Raw genomic sequence first — 18,516 nt, forward strand, 5'->3', positions numbered from 1 at the left:
TTATATTTCGACTGGAGTAACACCGGCCTCAATCAAATCGATGATCTGGTCGGCGGCTTGCTTGTTGAACAGCGTCTCGCCCTCACTGATATCGGTGCCGGCCATACCCATATTACCCTTGCGTACCACGCCATCAAGCTCAGTATAGATTAGTACTGCCTCATCGGCGTCTAGATCTGCCTCATCCATGACGGCTTCGGGAATAGACAGCACAAGAATATCCGCTGGCGCGCCAGCAGGTTTTTCAGTGCCCCAGGTTGCCGAGGCAATCTTGGCGCTAAACTGATTCGCCTGCCAATCGAAGTAGTAGTAGTGGACGTCCTTGGCCTCATTATCGATCAACTCGGCAATATAAATACCATTGTCGACGTTGCTGACCACCAAACCGCTGATATTGGGGATATCGGCAGCACTCTCGCTGAACAGGTTGTCGAGGCTGTCGGTGCCTTGAACGTATTGTCCGGCATCAAACAGATCGGCCACTTCACAGTTGTCGCCGGCCAGTGGTGAGGCTTCGCCGCCCCAGCAATAACCGTCTTCTGCATACTCATACCACAGGGCATAGTTATCGTTGAGAACCACCTGCTTCAGTGCATAGCTCTTGGCGCCAGCAGAGAAGACGGCATCGTTATCGATAAGATCTTTGATGGGGGCATGGTTTTCAAAGCCGAGTTGGTCGGCAATGTTTAAGCCCTCTAAATCAACAATCTGAGTGGACGTTAGGCTGGTTTGCATGGTGTCGACAAGTTTGTCGGTGAGTGTGACGCTGCCATCAGCATTGCCGCTGGTGTTGTTCCAATCAGCACTTTGCACCCAGCCTTCTGAGGTTAAGAAAATTCCGCCATCGGCATTGTCGGTGTCAAAAGTTATCGCAGTACTCCATTCGCCGTCTTGCCAAATCTGCAGCTCGTCTTGTTCTGGGGCGTTTAATACACCGCGTTCCAGCTCAGCTTCACCGTCATATTCTTCCGACCAGAACCAATGGATACCGCCAGCGCCATCGGCGACCAGCTCGGCCAGGTTACCCTCGGTAGCGTTCTGTGCCTTGACCACTTCGACGGCGATGATCTCTTCGACTTCTTCATCCACGGCTTCTAATAGTTCGTCGATAGAATCGTAATCTTCAGGGTCCAAACCATCGTCTAGCAATGATTGATAGACATCTTGAATCTTCGTCACCATGTTCTCGACGGCGGCGACATCGGCGGCATCGTTAACATCGAAGCCGAGGGCTTCGAAGGTCGAGGCATCGTCCAAGCTTTCAATAAAGTTGCTGTAGGCTGAGGTGGAGGCGATGTCGACCTTGATATTTTCGGAGGTGGTCGGCGCGAAAATGGTATCGTCGGGGAGTGGCGAGCCAACGGTGAGTTCGAGGGGGCCGTTGATATCGGCGACAATAATACAATCTAAACGAGGATTGCCGGGTACGCTGATTTCCCAGGTGCCATCAGGGTTCTGGCTGATGTTGTCTTCAGTCAACTCGACAATCTCGACCACATTACCGGCGGTGTCGACCACGGTGACGGCGAAGTTGCCGGCGTCTAAATCACTGCCATCGACGGCGTAGGCGGGGGCGATGAAGAAGTTTTTAAGCTGTTGCGGTAGTGTTAGGGCGGCAACTGTCTGCAGTGAGTCAGGCGCTTGTACATCGACGGTAAAAGCGGTTGTGGCAGGTGCATCGCCGGGAGTGCCGCCATCGTCGCCGCTGGCAAGGGACGGAGAAGATGAGCCGCTATCGCTACAACCAGCAGCGAAGACGGCGGCGCTGAGTACAGCTACCGACAATATTTTTTTATTAAACATAGTGTTATAGAATTCCGTTTATAGTTATATGGACGAGCAGGGGGCTAAACATTCCAATAGCCCAAATAAAATATAATAATATGACCTTCGTCACACTCCCGCGATTAAGGGGTTTTGTCGTCAGCAGGCGTTTTTTTTACGATATGGGTGTTTTTTGATCAATAATAAGCTGTGGTTTGTGCTGGGTCTGCTATTTCCTCCCCTGTTTTTTCTGCGCGCTGCCCAGGCCTCGCTGGCGTGGTTTTATTGTGCGCTGTGGATGTCTGTCCCGCTATTGCAGTGGCTGTTGTATCGCCAATCGCTGCCGCTGATCAGCTATTTTTATTATTACCCTGCCCTGATGGCTGTGGCTCTAACGCATCGGTTATTGAGCAAGAGTCAGGTTGGTAGAGCGGCGGCATTTGGCCTGCCACTGGTGTTGATGGTGGTCGCCTTGGTGGTGAGCAACGCCTTGGTGCATCGTTATGTAGGCCAACTCTACCAGGTGCAGTCGCTGTCGATGGCGCCGGGCATTGGTCGAAACGATGTGGTCAGAGTCGAAAATTTGTCGCCACTGTGGCGTTTTATTCGCGCTCAGCCCAGTCGAGGGCAACTCCCTGTCGCCAGCAAGGTGCTGTTCTATTCGCCGCCGCATCACCGTTTTATAATCAAAAGAGTTGTTGCCGTTGCCGGTGATAAAGTGGCGTTTTCAGAAAATGAACTATGGGTGAATAATGTCAAAGTCGAGGCGGTGTTCAGCCAGAAAAATAAAGCCAGTACGGTTTATCGGCAGCGATTGTTTGATGTAACCTTCTCTATTATTGAGAAAGACAGCGGCAGTGGATTACGAGGCGGCGAAGTGGTGCCCGCGGGGCATTATTTTGTTATCGGCGACAACCGCGATAACTCTGTCGATAGCCGCGAATTTGGCAGTATCGACCAACAATATATCGTGGGAATTATTCGCTGAAATGAAAATTTATCCCGGTGATGTCAATGTGTTATACAAACAAGGGTGAGTCTATAAGGCATTGTTTAATAAAATTTATAATAACTAATAGTTTAATATCAAGGTCGATAGAATACGTCGATTTGTCGATAAAAACGGTGTGTGCCCCTGTGGCATGAAACCGGGAAAATAAAATCTAAGGGTGTGTTATGTCAGCGAAGAAAAAGTTTGGTGTTGTTGTCTACGGTGCCACCGGTTATACCGGCCGCTTGGTTTGTGAGTATTTAAATAAGCAGTACGGTGTGAATGGTGAAGTAACGTGGGCGATGGCGGGTCGCAGCCAAGAAAAGCTGGTGCAAGTCCGTGATGCAATGGGTATTCCGAATGATGTGCCCTTGGTCATCGCCGATGCTGATCAGCCTGCGACGGTTCAGGCCATGATAGAAAGCACGCAGGTGGTGCTTACCACCGTTGGCCCCTATCAAAAATATGGCTCCGATTTGGTGCGACTATGCAGTGAACTGGGGACAGATTATGTCGACTTATGCGGTGAACCTGCCTGGATGCATGACATGATAGCGGCCCATGCAGAGACAGCAAAAGCCAGTGGTGCACGGATTGTTTTTTCATGTGGTTTCGATTCTATACCCTTTGACTTAGGGGTTCATTTTTTACAGCAGGCCGCGGTCGAAAAATACTCCCAGCCATTCTCACGGGTTAAAGGGCGTGTGCGTTCGATGAACGGTACTTTTTCGGGCGGCACATTGGAGAGCTTTCGTTTGACGATAAAGGCGGCGGCGAAAAATCCAGAACTCATTAAAGTATTGACCAACCCCTTTGCATTAACCGGTTCATTTTCTGGTCCGGTACAGCCCTCGGGTATGGCCCCGGTCTTTGATCAAGAGCTTAATAGCTGGTCAGCTCCGTTTGTGATGGCGACAATCAATACTAAAAACATACACCGCAGCAACGTACTGTTAGCGCATCAATACGGTGAGGATTTTGTCTATGACGAGATGCTGTTGACTGGCCCCGGCGAGAAAGGTGAGGCAATGGCCAATATGGTTGCGCAAGATAAATCCATGGCAAATGACCCGATGAAACCAGGTGAAGGCCCTTCAAAAGAGTCACGCGAAGCTGGGTTTTATGATGTTTTATTTGTCGGCTCAAACGACAACGGTGATACATTGATGGCCAGTGTCAAAGGCGACAAAGACCCCGGCTATGGCTCAACCTGTAAGATGATCAGCGAAAGTGCAATTTGTTTACTAAAGCGCTTAGATATCGCCGGCGGCGGTATCTGGACACCCGCTTCGGCGATGGGTTCGTTACTGATTGATCGCCTGCAAGATAACGCCGGTTTGACCTTTCAGCTAGAGCGCTAAGCTTTAAACATTGCCTTGATTGCTTGTAGGGTATGCTGCCAACCCGTACAGCATATACCAAACGTTAGTGCTCATCATCGACGGGCAGACGAATATCAAAGCATACGCCGGTTTGATCATCTAGGTTGTAGCCCTTGATCGAACCGCGATGAAACTCGACGATTAATTTAACGATATGGAGCCCGAGGCCAAGGTGGCCATCGTCGCCCTTGTTTTCCCGCATCGATACCATATTGTCAAATAACTGGTGCTGCAGTTTTTGTGGTAACAGCGGCCCCTCGTTAGTCACGGTGATAATGCGAGCGTGGGAAGAGAGGGTGTAATCGATGCTGATAACGCCGCCGTCTGGGCAGAAATCAGCGGCGTTATCGACCAGCTTGTCGAGCATTTGCACGATCAACTCTGGCACCATTACTGCGCTGTCATCGGCGGTTTTTCTTTCGCTTGTTGTTGAAGAACTAATGCGCTGCTGTGGGTAAATGTCTTGATAGCTGAGGACGACATGCTCGATGAGTTTGGCGAGGTTAACAGTTTCAAATTCAGCCTGTTTAATGCTGTCTTCGACACGGCTGGCCTCGCTCATGGCAGTGATGATTTTGCTCAGTCGCAGGGCGCCATCCTTTGCCCGCTGTCGGTAAACATCACCTTGTTCTGAAGTCTCGAGGTTATCGAGAGAGGAGTGAATAATCGCCAGCGGTGTGCGCAGCTCGTGTGAGAGCTTGCTCGACAGTGTGCGTAAGTAGTCGGTGTATTCCTGCAGCCGATTAAACAGGGTTTGATAGCTGCGAGCCAAATCGCCAATTTCATCACGGCTATGACTGTTGGGCAGCTGCCGCTGTTCAATACCCTGTTGAAAACTACCGTCTTCATCGAGCAAGCGTTCGGCGCTGATGCTGAGTGTGCGGATACGCCAGCTGAGCCAGCCGGAAAAACCGATCAGGGCGAAGAGCAATACGGCGATGGCCAGTGTGCTGTAACCAAGCAGCTTGCTGAAGGCGCCATCGGTAAGCGATAGAAAGCGCTCGCTGCTTTGCTGGCCAATCAGCGAGCCGATGACATCGCCATTGTGGATAATCGGTACCGCCGTACTGAGCAGCTTTTGATTGCCGGTGGCCAGATTATACCAGCGCGAACTTGGTTGGCCGATGAGGGCGCTGATGTTTTCCGGGCTGCTGATCTTGCCGGTATGAAGATTATCTTCATTGTGCTGTTTAAGCTGACTTAGAATCGAACGATAGAGTTTTCTAATTAACCAGTAGGCGTCACTGTCGCCGCTATTGTCGGTATCATAATCGCCATCATGACCGACAATCCACTGTTGTTTATTGGTGACGATTAAGCGAACACCGTGACTGTTAAACACAGCCAGCCTGTTATTCAGTGATTGCCGCGGATAGTAAATTGTATCAGCTGTTTTATTACCAAGGCTTAAATGACTGCTGCCATCGACAATGAGAAAGCTGAGTTTGTCGCCAGCAAGCGCCAAGGGCAGAGTGAACTCTATGTTGTAGCCCTGATCGCTGTCGAGCCATTGGCCGTAAATATTGTGTTGTTCTCTGACTTTTCCTCGGTAGAGATAGCGGGCATACACATTGCCAGGTGTTGAGCTGTTGATAACATAACGACGGCCGCTTTCGGTAATCAGTACAATACGATCGCCATTATTGAGTGGTGAGACTGAGGGGTTATAGAATTGGTGCTGGTTGCTTTTTACGCTGATATAAAAAAATAAATTTTTATTGTAAATGGCTGTGCGATAACTGGCGGAGAACTCCGCTTGCTGTGGATGCGAAAGGGAATGGTTTAAGGGGTGTTGCCAGTCATCGTCATAGCCGTCGAGAATAATATTATTGTCGCTGCGGTCAAAATAAAGCGTCTCTTGGCTGGCCACATCATGGCTGTTTAGCAGTAACAGTTCATCGTCGCTGATAGCGGCGGCAATAGTACGCAGAGAGGCGTTCAGGCTTTGTTGCTGGCCCTGTTGCAGGGCCAGCTCAAGCTCGCGAATAAACTGAGTTGCCGCCAGCGGTAATAGCAGAACCAATAGGCTGGTCAACAATAATTGCTGTCTAAGTTTCATGGCAAGGCTCTGATCTGTTGATCGTAGTCTTCAGCATTATGGACGCCAACGGTAGCCCATGCCATAGGCGGATTCGATGGAGCAAAAATCGGCATCGGTGGCTTGGAATTTTTTTCGAATTCGCTTTACGTGGCTGGTTATGGTGTTGTCATCGAGCACCACATTGGCGGCGTCCATCAATTGGCTGCGGCTTTTAACATGGCCTGGGTGTTGCGCCAGAGCATGACAAATCCAAAACTCGGTGACGGTTAAATCGATGCTGGCTGACTGCCAGCTCACCGTCATCCGCTGCTTGTTAATAGTCAACGGGCCCTGTTGAATAATATCCTCGATCACCGCCGGTTGTTTCAAGGCCTCGATACGGCGAAGCAGGGCGACAATGCGTGCCAGCATCTGCGCCAGGCTGATGTCCTTGCTCAAATACTCATCGGCGCCGAGGCGCAGGCCAGAGATCACATCGATCTCGCTGTCGCGGGCGGTAAGAAAAATAATCGGCAGGGTGGCCGATTGGTTTCTTAGCTCTCGGCATAGTTCAAAGCCGCCCTCGATATCATCGCCGAGGCCGACATCAATCACCGCTAAATCGGGCAGTTGCTGCTCAAACGAGGCCATGGCGCTGCTGCGATCGGCGAATAGGCTGACCCGATAGCCCTGTTTCTCGAAGGCGTCTCGGTAGTTTTGGGCGATAACAATTTCGTCTTCAACAATGGCAATGTGCTTGGGCATGGTGTCTTCGTCGTCGTGGCTAACGGAGTTGCTGTGTATGAATAGGCTTACAGTGTGTTTCAGAGTAGCCAAGTTAAGCAGCATTGTAACGCAAAAAGCATCGCCAACAGCGCCCTGCCATTATTCGCCACAATTGATCACTGCTTTGTCATAACCCGGTCCTGTTGCAGCCATATTGAACGGCTTTAATCACTGCATCAACCGTGAGGAATATGACGATGAAGCAGAACACTCAGCCACTATATTTCAGTCCCAAACTGGGAGGGCGACCCCGTGTCAAAAGGCGGTGGCGGGGTTGGCGTGGGGCAAATAAGTCAATGATTATTGTCGATGACTATGACGCTATCCGGCCGCGACGCAGCAACCGCTTCTTATTCTGGTTAAGCTTGGCGGTATTAACCTTGATCGGTATTAGCCTGGCTTTGCCGGCAACGGCCTCAGAGCCCTATGAAAAAAAGCCAGCGCTGGAGCATGATATATCTGCCGGTCACTTATTGTTGCGCACCGAGGTCGATCAGGTCTATAGGCAAAGCCCGCAGCTGAGCAGCCGAGTTCACTTTGATATTAATGGCATGGTTGCAGCGGTTGAACTAACACAGCAGTTTAGTAACCCCGGCAATGAGTGGGCGGAGGCTGTATACAGGTTTCCGTTACCCGCTGAGGCGGCGGTGAACTATCTGAAAGTGACGGTTGGTCAGCGGGTGATTATTGGCAAGATTGATGAGACTCAAAAGGCCGAGGCCAGCTATCAACAGGCAAAGAAGCAGGGGCAGGTGGCGGCCTTAACCCGTCAGCACCGAAGTAATCTGTTCAGTACCAGCGTCGCCAATATCGCCCCCGGGGAAAAAATCTCAGTGACTATTCGCTATCTTCAACCCGTCGATTACCGCTTTGGCCGATTCTCGTTAAACTTCCCGATGACATTGATGCCGCGCTATATACCGCAACAAACAGCGGTGCTGGCAGGGAGAGATGATAAGGCTGACTTATCCTCCGGTTGGTTGTTGGCAGCCAATAAGGTGGATGATGCAGCTGCTGTCAGCCCATCAATGACCACCGGCGGCTCGACGTTAATCAACCCTATTACCATTACCGCAACCATCAACAGCGGCCTGCCGCTGAGCAAGGTCGATAGTGCCTATCACAGCATCGTCTTGTCACGACAACAGCAGGTTTACTCTCTGAGCTTGGCGGCAGCCGAAGTAGAAATGGATCGAGATTTCGAACTCAGCTGGCAGCCAACAATGGCGGCAGCGCCGAAGGCGGCGATCTTCCACCAAGAGGTGGAGCAGCAGCTTTATTATTCGCTGATGGTGTTGCCGCCATTATTATCAGGGCAGCAGTTACCTGCTCAGGCCAAGGAAACAATTTTTGTGATTGATACCTCGGGGTCGATGGGGGGTAGCTCTATCCGCCAAGCCAAGCGGAGTTTATTGCTGGCAGTCGATCGCTTAAAGAGCAACGATGTATTCAATATTGTTGAGTTTAATTCGGTTACCAAGCCTCTGTTTAACCGCTCTGTCAGCGCCGATCAAGCGGCTATCACGCGGGCCAAGGCCTGGATTGAAAAATTACAGGCAGGTGGGGGGACAGAAATGGCCCCGGCACTGCAGTATGCGTTGCAGCAGCCAGACAGGGATGATTATTTGCAGCGAGTGGTGTTTATCACCGATGGCGCGGTGGCCAATGAAGAGGGGTTATTTAAGCTGATCAACCGTGAACTGGGCGATAAACGGTTGTTTACTGTGGCCATCGGCAGCGCGCCTAACCACTATTTTATGCGGCGCAGTGCCGAATACGGTCGTGGCAGTTTTACCCATATTGGAGATGTCGAGCAGTTGGATAAGAAAATGGATGACTTATTTCATCAGCTTGAATCACCACTACTAACCGATATATCGATCACTTGGCCGGCGGGCTTTGAGGCTGAAAGTTATCCTGCAAAAATACCCGATCTCTATGTCGGTCAACCCCTGTTAATTAAAACCAAGCTTGTTGAAAGTAATGCTGAGCGGCAGTCGGGGGAGAGCCCCGGCGAAGTGGAGGTGCGGGGCACGTTGGCTGGTCAGCCCTGGCGCCAGCGGTTAGTGCTGGGAGGACCGAGTTCTAGCGCCATTGCCAGCCTATGGGCCGAGGATAAGATTCAGCATCTCATGGGCCAGAAATACCGGGGCGTCGACCCTCAGTGGGTCAGAGAGCAGGTGTTAGCGGTTGCCTTGGGTCACCAGTTGGTCAGCGATTACACCAGTTTGATAGCGGTTGAGCAAAAAATAAGCCGCCCCAGCGACCAACTCTTGGCGACCAGCGATATTGCCAACCTGCTGCCGCAGGGCAGTACGCTATCGGTGAGTTACCCAAAAACGGCGACCAAAGCACAGCTTAAAATGCTATTTGGCGGCCTGCTGATTGCCGTCACATTGTTTCTTTATTGTGTGCTATTTGGTCGTCAGCGTCGTGCCAAGGCCATGCCTAATGTTACCGAATAGATCGACTAACAGGCCCGTCATCGTTGCGGGTCTAACGCTATTGTTTGTTATTGGAGTATTACAAATGGGACAAGGGGTTTGGATCTACACCAAGGCTGAACTGGCGCAACATTTAATCGCTGGCAGTTGGCAGCAGAGTCTACATAAACAACCCGCGGGCGGTGGCGTCAAGCAAGGTATTAAACCTTGGCCGTGGGCGGATACTTGGCCAGTGGCAAGATTACAACTTAGCAACTACGGTATAGATATGTTTGTGTTGGCTGGTGGCACAGGTAATACTCTCGCCTTCGGCCCTGGACACCTGACAGCGAGTAGTGATTTTGATCAACAAGGTGCGAAAATTATTGCCGGACATCGCGATACGCATTTTAATTTTTTGAAGAATATCGTAGTTGGTGATAAGTTGGTGATTACCGATTTAACTGCGCGTAGGGTTGAATATAAAGTAGAGTCGTTAGAAGTGGTCGATAGTCGTCAATCGAGACTGAATGTCCTGCAAGATGTCGACCAGTTAGTATTGGTGACTTGTTTTCCGTTTGACGCTATCGAGCCGACAACGTTAAGGTATAAGGTGATTGCTAAGCCGGTAGTTAATCAGACTTTTTTTGAGGGTAGGAAATTATGAACGTCAATACCAGAATGCTCAGCCACAGCCCTCGTGTAAAACTGTTTAAACCTGTTACTCCTATCCAATTAGAAAAAATATTGGCCAATAATTGTGAAGGCTTCGGCTGCAGCTTCGAAGGTGAGCGTTATTTTTACCCCAAACTACACCATAACTATGCTGAGCAAATAGCTCGAAATAGTTATGGCTCTCGTTTTGGTGCGGGCTATGTTGTTGAATTTGAAGTCGATGCCGATTACATCTCTCGCTTCCCGATCCAGTCTATTGGCTACGATGAGCAGCGGGAGTACTGTGTCGACATCAATCGCCTGCCTGAGTTAAATCAGCATATCTGCGGTAAAATAGAAATTACTACCTGCAATACGCCGCAGAGCCCTGCCATCACAATGGTCAGCTAAACGCGCCGATCCATTGTGCTGTTTCAATCAATATTTATTCTCTAACGCTTGGAATCAACCTGTTGGCGTAGGCCGGTAATAACTGAAGTCACCGGCTGTATTGCTGTCATTATGCCAGGGCAGCCCTCGTCTCAACAAAGCGGGGCGGCTCGGCCAAGGTGGTAGAGCCGAAACCAGCGCTTAGGTGTTGATGACCACACGCATCGCTTGCATTTCGATGGTGGCCATATCGATGAGCTCGCAGCCTACATCGAGCTGATGACGGAGGAAGTCGATCTCGCCATTGCGGATACCGCTGTTAAGCTGCTGCAGCGCAACTAGGCGATCGATCTCGCTGGTCAGCTGTGCCCGCAGCTGTTGCTTACCCTTGCTCAATAACTCAGGCAGCTGTGCCCTGGCATTTTGGCTGCTGATTTTAATCATGCCTTCAACGCTTGGCTGCACCTGTTTAATCACCGCATGGGCTGTAGTCTTGGGGATTTTCTTGCACAGTTTGTTGAGGCCGTCGAGGGTGATCACCTGACTGAGCTCTTTGCCGCTGACATCGACTAACACTCGAATAGGTGTTTGCGGCAGAAAACGCTCCAGTTGCAGTGATTTTGGTGCCACTGTGTTAACGGTAAAAATTGTCTCTAACAGAATAGTGGCTGGTGGTAAGCCATTAACGCTCATCGTGGCAATGGTGGCATTACCAAACTCAGAGCTGATAATCATGTCCATGACTTCGACGACCATTGGGTGCTCCCAGGTCAGGAAGTCAAATTCTTCACGGCTGAGGGCGACATCGCGGTCAAAGGTAATGGTATTACCGTCCTCATTTAAGCCGGGGAACTGGGCGGTATACATATGTTCGCCGGCGTGGATTACCTGTACCTCTGGGCTGTGATAATCATACTCAACACCATATTGATCGAACACATCCTGCATATAATTTTGCAGGGAAAAACTGTCGTCAAACTCGAAAATTTCATCGATGATAGCGGCGGCTTTCTGGTGATTGCAGGAGTTTATTTCGAGTAATCTATCCCGACCTTGCTGAAGTTTTTGCTTGGTTTGTTCCGTGGCTGCTCGGGTCTCACTGAGTAACTGTGAGAAGTTTTCACAAGGGCTGTTGAGCTGGGCCTGCAGCTCTGTCTCGAACTGCTCGAACAGGGCAAAGCCAGCCGAGAAGCTTTGTTGGAACAAATTCAAACCATCGTGATACCAGTTAAATAGGACTTCTTGGGCACTGTCTTGTAAGTAGGGCGTATGGATTTGAATCGTATGCTGCTGGCCAATACGGTCGAGACGACCGATACGCTGTTCCAGTAGATCAGGGTTGAGGGGGAGGTCGAACAGCACCAGGTGTCTGGCAAACTGAAAGTTACGTCCCTCGCTACCAATTTCAGAGCAGACCAGAGTCTGGGCACCACTCTCGGCTTCGGCAAAATAGGCTGCGGCGCGATCTCGCTCAATAATCGATAGGCCTTCGAAGAAGGCGGCGCTTCGGATGCCGGCACGTAATTGCAGATGGTGCTCTAGGTCGAGGGCGGTTTGCGCATGGGCGCATATCACCAAGACTTTCTCTTGTTTGTTCTGTTTGTAGAAATCGATCAGCCACTGTACTCGTGGGTCGAATTCGATCCATTCATCGGCGTCGTGCTGGGTTTCGGGGTAGAGCCCGCTTTCCCCCCACTGGCTTTGCTCGGCGATGTACAGGTCTGGGCAGGGCAGTGGATAACTATTGAGTTGGCGCTCTGGGAAACCTTTGATGGCGGAACGGGTGTTGCGAAACTGAACGCGTCCGGTGCCGTGACGATCGAGTAGTTTGGCGATCAGAAGGTCAACCAAAGCCTTATCATCGAGTGCTTGGTGGCTGGTTAATAGCTGAGTCAGTTCACCGTCACCAAAGTAGTCGGCAATAGTTGCCTGTTGTTCAGCCTGATGTATTGTCTCTGGTTGATCGAGCAGCGGTTGTACTAACTGGTTGAGCTGGAGATAACCCGCCTCCTGCTGTTCAAATTCGGCAAGGTCATGAAACTTGGCGGGGTCGAGCAGACGTAAGCGAGCAAAATGGCTCTCGATACCGACTTGCTCGGGGGTGGCGGTAAGCAGTAACAGACCGTGACTGACCTCGGCCAGCTGTTCAACAGTGGCATAGTCCTCGCCAGCTTGGCCGTCGTGCCAGTGAAGGTGATGTGCCTCATCGACTACCAGCATATCCCAGCCGGCATCGATGGCGTGTTGCTGTGCGCGGTCGTTGTCGATGAGAAAGTCGAGGCTGCAGAGAATCAACTGCTCGGTCTCGAACGGGTTGTCTTCGCCAGCTTCTAGCAGTGCATTGTAGCGCTCACCATTAAAAATAGAGAAGCGCAGATTGAAGCGGCGTAGCATTTCTACCAACCACTGATGGACCAGTGTATCTGGAACCGTAATCAATACTCGCGACGACAGCCCGGTGTGCAGTTGATGATGGATAATCATACCGGCTTCGATAGTTTTGCCGAGGCCTACCTCGTCGGCCAGTAATACCCTGGGGGCATAGCGGCTGGCAACTTCGCTGGCAATATAGAGCTGGTGAGGCAGCGAGTTGGTTCGGCTGCCAAGCAAGCCCTGCACCGGCGACTGCTGTAATTTGGCGTTATGCTGTAGGGTTTCTGCCCGTAGCTTAAAGGCACCCAGTCGATCAAATTGGCCGCTGAAAAGACGCTGTTGCGGTGAGGTAAAGGCGATGAAGCAGCTCAGTTCTAACTCGTCAATGGTATGAACCTCGCCGAGGTCATCGACGGCTTGATAGCTGATCAGCCCGCGGTTTTCTTCGACCTCTAAAACGGTGAACTGCTCTTCGTCGAGGTTGCAAATGGTGTCGTTGATCTTGTAGCAAATCCGGCTGAGTGGTGCGCTGTTGGCGGCGTAGATGCGCTCCTCTCCGGCGGCAGGGAAGCTGACAATAAGCTGGCGATTTTCGATTTCTTTGATTAAACCGAGACCAAGCTTGGCTTCAGAATGGCTGATCCAGCGTTGACCAATAACAAATTCCATCATTAACACTCTCTTTGGTAGCGCGGGGCGCTATTACTACAATTCGACCAGTGACTAAAATACCGTCAGCCGGTTTAGCAATGCCAATAATGGCAGTGCGAAGTGGCTTGTCCAGCACCAGCAGTAAAGACAGATGGGCTGTTGCATGGCGGCGCGATATTTTACATGAATCTAAAGGATAGTGTGGGGTTGGACTGAGGTTTGTGGCAAATAGCTTAGCAGAATTCGTGATAGAGGCGATGTATTGCGCGGCGTTAGCCCGCCGCGCTGATATTATTGGGCTGATTGTTGTTCTTCTGATGCTGCTCAAACAAGCTGGCTCGCAGTGTTGGTAACTGGCGATAGAGCACTTCTAACAGGTAGCCTTGGCTCTGCTTGTCGTTTTCGAGGTCTTTTATCACGCGGCCAAGCAACTCGTCGAGGTCGATGGTCATGCCGCCTTCGAAATGAATCACACCGTCGTTAGTAATTGTTGTAGCTTTCATAGTTATTATCTGCTGAGTCGATATCACACAGTGATTATAGACAGAGTCAAACCAAGGGTTACACCTAGTTTTAGGGGGGGGTGCCGTTAATGTGATACCCCTCACAAAAAAGTGGCTGCCGTTGTCTCAATTTGGCAATAAGCTGATGAAAAACCGAACTTTAAGAGATAAAAACCGCATTGTTTAGAACGACTGTTCTTGAATTTATTGGCTGTCAGGCAGAGCCTGGCGCAGTAAATCTGGCAGAATGTTTTCGGTGACTTTGTGGTCGTCGTTATAGTCGCCAACATAAAGGCCAAAGCGATTACTTTTTAAGTCGCGATAGTAGTCGCGTACGTAGGGCTCGACAACGCCAAAGGCCAAGTCTTGCCAAGGGACTTCGTCCTCGCTGAACAGCGCTACTTCCTGTGATTCGGCACCGGCGCAAAACTCGGGGCTGGCCATTTCTGCCCGAAAAGCGACATAGACTTCACTGGTGTATGTGATCGAACCGATGGCATACAGGGTGAGCTTGTCAGGGGCAATATCGACACCGGTCTCTTCGCGCAGCTCGCGCACAGCGGCTTCGGCAAGGCTTTCACCGCACTCCATAAAGCCAGCAGGCATGCCCCAGTAGCCTCGACGAGGCTCGCAGTCTCGGCGCATCCAGAGCAGTTTGTCGCCATGGTTCATCATGACCGAAACCAGCACATTGGGGTTTTGATAAGCCACATAGCCACAGTCGGGGCAGAGTTGGCGCTCGACATCATCCCCTTCGGGGATGGCGCGAATAAGTTCACTGGCGCACTGACAGCAGTATTTCACAGAGTTCAGCCTTGTCGCGGGTTAATCTAAAAGAAAGAGTGCTGGGCTTACCAGAAGAAACTGCTGACACCGCCTTCGGCAATGGCGGCACGTCCTTCTTCGAGAGCTGCCTCTTTGCTATCGAAGCTGTCTTCGTAATTGGTAATATTCCCTTTGTCGCTGACGATCTCCAGCGTCCAGCCTTGGTCATTCTGTTCAACGTTCAGCGTGACTTGCTGGCTGCCTTCGGTAATGGTTTCGGCGTGGATAGTGCTCATGAGTAAATCGCTCTTGTGTATCGAATGGGACAATCAAGGGTTGCAGGCTATGACGTAGTATAGCGTGTAGGGGGGATATTCTACGTGCCTCGAAAGTAAATACCTACTAAAAGCTGACCCCAGTTGGGTTATTTATTGTTAAATAATACCGACTAAGTCACTGCCGGGGGACACTCTTTGTTGCAATATCAAAGGGGTGCTGGGCGATGTCGAAAATCTTTACTGGATAGATTGTGGCCTCGGTCAGTATTCCCTTGGATTCGGTCTGTTAAGGCCTTATAGTGGATTGTCGATAACGGGATATTAATAAGGGTTATCGGTATAAAAAGCAGCCGGCTGGTGTGTAGTGCTTGTAACCTGGGCCGAGCATTAAATAGTTTTACCGACTTGAGTAGATTAAACGCCGTAATGAATCACCACGAAGAGCTTATAAAGCAGCGGTTGATTCAAGGAAGAGAAACAATATCTGCAACGGAAAGCAGTGAATCAGCGATACAATTTGATGGGCTGCGCTACTTTTCTCGGTTGAGGGATTTAACGGTATCCAGTCGATACCAGCCTATAGTGAGTATTCCTCATCGTCGTGTCGTTGGTTATGAGGCGCTACTCAGTGCGCATATCATGAGCGAATTAGTCTCGCCGGTAACCGCTTTTAATTACATTGCCTCGATTGATCATAGCTTGTTGAGTGTCGATCGACTAAGTCGTTACATCCACTTGTTAAATTATCCTTTCAAGACAGCCGATGAGTGGCTGTTCCTCAATATTGGTAACGAATCGATCAATAACTTTAAAGAGTCGAACAATGTTATCGATGACGTGATCAACACTGATATTGTGCCAGCTGATAATCTGGTGTTTGAAATTCTTGAAGATCAAAACCAGGACATGGGCTGTCTGCAGGAGTTTGTTCAGACCTGTAAGCGTAAGAATATTTTAGTTGCCGTCGATGATTTTGGTGCAGGCCATTCTAACTTTGATCGTATCTGGTCGTTGGCACCGGATATCGTCAAGTTGGACAGCAGTAATATCTGGTCGGCGCAAAAAGATCCAAAGGTAAGGCGGTTGCTGCCGCGTATGATTTCACTGCTGCGAGAGGCGGGCGCCGTGGTGCTGATCGAGGGGGTTGAGACCTATGAACAGGCTCAGATTGCCCTCGATACCGAGGCCGACTTGCTACAGGGCTTTTATTTTGCCAAACCCCAAATCGATATATCGACGGTGGATCAACAGGGCAGTATTGGCGAGTTGATTGCAGCCGCCGATAATGGGGTGTTAAGTACGTCTCAGGCCGATACGGATAAACAATTGAGTCATCAGTTTGCCAGGGCTGCGGCTCAGGTGATCGGGGGGCAAACGCTGCCTCAGGCCTTTGCCGGTTTGGTTGATGAACAGTATTATCGGGCCTATGTGTTGAATCAGGAGGGGAAGCAGGTTGACAGTTACACCTTGCTCGATGATCAGCGTATCCGTTTCAAATCGATGCGCCGCTGCGAGGGCGTCAATTGGCTGAAACGACCATACTTTGCCAATGCGATGGATAGCCCCGGCCATATTCAAATATGCAGCCCCTATATGTCCTTGCCCGAGGGGCGGTTAACCAAGACGGTATCGATGGCGATTCATCTTCGAGGGCAGCGCTTTGTTCTTTGCTTGGATGTCGCCGACCAATAACGCCCTAATACAGCCAGTTAATCATGATGATGGCGGTGCTGATGTATATCAGCGACAAACCGGCCCCGACTTTGATAAACACCTTCGATGCGTATCCCCCCGGCCCTTGAATAATGGCCGACACCTGATTGGTGGGCAGCAAGAAAGCATTCGATACGCAAACACCGACCAATAAAATCAGTGGCCGAGGATCAAAGCCGGCATCCATTGCCAGGCTGGTGATCAGCGGTATCAGAACGATACAGGCGCCAATATTGGAGATAATAAGGCTTAGGGCCGTCGCCAGTAAGGCGCAGAGTATTTGCAACACGATCAGGCTGGTCTCGCCACCCAGTAAGACCAGCACATGCTCTGCCAGCCAACGAGATGTCCCCGAGTTGGCCATTGCCGTTCCCAGGGGGATTAAGCCCGCTAGCAGCATGACTGTTTTCCAGCTGACCGCCTGATAGGCTTCATCCATGGTTAATACGCCACCGAATAGAATAATGCAGGCACCGGCGAGCAGTGAGATCGACAGTGGCAGCGGGCTAAAAATGGTGAGTAATAAGGCAATGGCAAAGCCGGCGCTCGCCAGCAACAGTTTGTCTGGCGAGCTGGGGTTAGGGGCCTTGTGCTGGTCTACAAGGGTGAAGTCTTTGTTGTTGGCGATTTCGCTGAGGTCGTTCCAGCTGATATAACTGAGCAGGCTGTCACCGGCCTGTAGTTCGACATCTCTGAGATGAAGTTGTTGGCTGTTGTTTTCTCTGTAGATCGCCAATGGCGTGATGCCGTAGCTGCGTCGGATGCGAATATCACGAATCTTCTGTTGGCACAGAGCGGAACCCGGTGGAATAATGATTTCAGTCACACCGGCATTGCCGGTGGAGGCGGCATCGATTAATTGGTTGCAGGTGTGGTTTTCGCTAACATCCGCCAGTGCGGCCAGAGCCTCCAGTGGGGCTTTTTGAGCAATAATGCCAATGTCGCTGTTGCCGGGGATGACAATGCCACGATGCGGAGACAGCTGTAGCTGTTGATGGCCAACTGCGACGATGTTGAGGTTATATTGCGATTCAATATCGCCGGCCTTCATTCCCGCTAATACGGCGTCTTGGCCAATGTGAAAGAAGTGAACCTGACAGTTGATGCCATACAGTTGCTCATAGTGTTGGCGTTGCTCCAACTGTTGTGGGTTCTCGGCTTTGGGCAAGTAGAAGTGGCCCCAAAAATGAAAATACAGGCAGCCGCTGAGTAGAATCGCGATGCCGATGGGGGTGACTTCAAACAATTCGAAGGGCGATACCCCCGCCGGTAATAAATCATTGAGTACAATTAATGGGCCGTTACCAAGCATGGTAATGCAGCCGCCAAGAATGACGGCAAAGCCCATCGGCATCATCAGAAATCCCGTATTAATATTGGTGCGCAGGGCGACATAGCGAACAACCGGAATAAACAGTGCGCAGGCACCGATATTTTGCATAAAGCCAGACAGTGTTCCGACGGTAAGCATTAATATATTGCGCAGTCGCGAGGCTTTGGCGGCGCTCGATTTTATCAGCCAGCTGGCGATAATTCGGCTGCCACCAGCGCGTTCAATGCCGGCGGAAATAATCATCACTGCAATAATTGACACCACGGCATTACTGGAAAAGCCTGCCAGCAATTGTTGATGACTGATAAAAGGGGTAATGAAGGGGAGTGATTGACTTAGGGCAATGACGACCAGTGTGGCTATTGCCACCAAATCGATACGATAACGATTGCTTGTCAGTAGGGCTAATACCAGGGCGAGGATGAAAAGTGTCGTCGTTATCTCGGCAGAAATAGGCATTAGTATTTTGCTATCAAGTAGTTAGTAAGAT

14 protein-coding genes are annotated in these 18,516 nt (G+C 50.5%); 6 read left to right on the forward strand and 8 right to left on the reverse strand.

Annotation, left to right across the window (positions count from 1 at the left end):
* Positions 1–1,803, reverse strand: a complete 1,803-nt coding sequence (locus L9P87_RS10390; RefSeq protein ID WP_237444673.1) for a hypothetical protein — start codon at positions 1,801–1,803, stop codon at positions 1–3.
* Positions 1,804–1,957: 154 nt separating this feature from the next.
* Between L9P87_RS10390 and lepB the strand changes: the two genes are divergently transcribed.
* Positions 1,958–2,752 (forward strand): signal peptidase I, encoded by a 795-nt coding sequence (gene lepB, locus L9P87_RS10395; RefSeq protein WP_237444674.1) that lies wholly within the window; start codon positions 1,958–1,960, stop codon positions 2,750–2,752.
* 188 nt (positions 2,753–2,940) lie between these two features.
* Entirely contained in the window at positions 2,941–4,116 is a 1,176-nt protein-coding gene (locus tag L9P87_RS10400; protein WP_237444675.1) for a saccharopine dehydrogenase family protein, read from the forward strand.
* Positions 4,117–4,180: 64 nt separating this feature from the next.
* Here the strand turns inward: L9P87_RS10400 and L9P87_RS10405 are convergent, their stop codons facing one another.
* Positions 4,181–6,196 (reverse strand): ATP-binding protein, encoded by a 2,016-nt coding sequence (locus L9P87_RS10405; RefSeq protein ID WP_237444676.1) that lies wholly within the window; start codon positions 6,194–6,196, stop codon positions 4,181–4,183.
* A 36-nt stretch (positions 6,197–6,232) separates the two neighbouring features.
* On the reverse strand, positions 6,233–6,922 hold the full coding sequence (gene pdsR, locus L9P87_RS10410; RefSeq protein WP_237444677.1) for a proteobacterial dedicated sortase system response regulator: 690 nt from the start codon (positions 6,920–6,922) through the stop codon (positions 6,233–6,235).
* 317 nt (positions 6,923–7,239) lie between these two features.
* On the opposite strand from pdsR, the gene L9P87_RS10415 reads away from it, so the two are divergent.
* Genes L9P87_RS10415 through L9P87_RS10425 form a run of 3 tightly spaced genes read left to right on the forward strand, consistent with a single transcriptional unit; the run spans position 7,240 to position 10,431 of the window.
* On the forward strand, positions 7,240–9,408 hold the full coding sequence (locus tag L9P87_RS10415; RefSeq protein WP_237444678.1) for a marine proteobacterial sortase target protein: 2,169 nt from the start codon (positions 7,240–7,242) through the stop codon (positions 9,406–9,408).
* On the forward strand, positions 9,395–10,033 hold the full coding sequence (locus tag L9P87_RS10420) for a class GN sortase (RefSeq protein ID WP_290368500.1): 639 nt from the start codon (positions 9,395–9,397) through the stop codon (positions 10,031–10,033). The genes L9P87_RS10415 and L9P87_RS10420 overlap by 14 nt, the downstream gene beginning before the upstream one ends.
* The gene (locus L9P87_RS10425; RefSeq protein WP_237444680.1) at positions 10,030–10,431 is read left to right on the forward strand and encodes a hypothetical protein; all 402 of its coding nucleotides are present in this window, start codon (positions 10,030–10,032) and stop codon (positions 10,429–10,431) included. Before L9P87_RS10420 ends, L9P87_RS10425 begins: the two co-directional genes overlap by 4 nt.
* Before the next feature lie 180 nt (positions 10,432–10,611).
* On the opposite strand, the gene rapA is transcribed toward L9P87_RS10425, so the two are convergent.
* The 4 genes from rapA to L9P87_RS10445 form a co-directional block, all read right to left on the reverse strand.
* Positions 10,612–13,455: an RNA polymerase-associated protein RapA gene (gene rapA, locus L9P87_RS10430; protein ID WP_237444681.1), complete on the reverse strand. Its 2,844-nt coding sequence runs from the start codon at positions 13,453–13,455 to the stop codon at positions 10,612–10,614.
* 251 nt (positions 13,456–13,706) lie between these two features.
* Positions 13,707–13,937, reverse strand: a complete 231-nt coding sequence (locus L9P87_RS10435) for a hypothetical protein (protein ID WP_237444682.1) — start codon at positions 13,935–13,937, stop codon at positions 13,707–13,709.
* A 204-nt stretch (positions 13,938–14,141) separates the two neighbouring features.
* Complete coding sequence (locus tag L9P87_RS10440; RefSeq protein WP_237444683.1) at positions 14,142–14,741, reverse strand: NUDIX hydrolase; 600 nt, start codon at positions 14,739–14,741, stop codon at positions 14,142–14,144.
* Positions 14,742–14,788: 47 nt separating this feature from the next.
* The gene (locus L9P87_RS10445; RefSeq protein ID WP_237444684.1) at positions 14,789–14,998 is read right to left on the reverse strand and encodes a hypothetical protein; all 210 of its coding nucleotides are present in this window, start codon (positions 14,996–14,998) and stop codon (positions 14,789–14,791) included.
* 408 nt (positions 14,999–15,406) lie between these two features.
* On the opposite strand from L9P87_RS10445, the gene L9P87_RS10450 reads away from it, so the two are divergent.
* Positions 15,407–16,672 carry an EAL domain-containing protein gene (locus L9P87_RS10450; RefSeq protein WP_237444685.1) on the forward strand — a complete coding sequence of 422 codons (1,266 nt, stop codon included), beginning with the start codon at positions 15,407–15,409 and terminating at the stop codon, positions 16,670–16,672.
* Between the two features lie 4 nt (positions 16,673–16,676).
* Here the strand turns inward: L9P87_RS10450 and L9P87_RS10455 are convergent, their stop codons facing one another.
* Positions 16,677–18,485: an SLC13 family permease gene (locus tag L9P87_RS10455; protein WP_237444686.1), complete on the reverse strand. Its 1,809-nt coding sequence runs from the start codon at positions 18,483–18,485 to the stop codon at positions 16,677–16,679.
* Positions 18,486–18,516 lie beyond the last annotated feature (31 nt).

Source organism: Sinobacterium norvegicum (genome assembly GCF_923077115.1).
GTDB classification, from domain to species: domain Bacteria; phylum Pseudomonadota; class Gammaproteobacteria; order Pseudomonadales; family Sinobacteriaceae; genus Sinobacterium; species Sinobacterium norvegicum.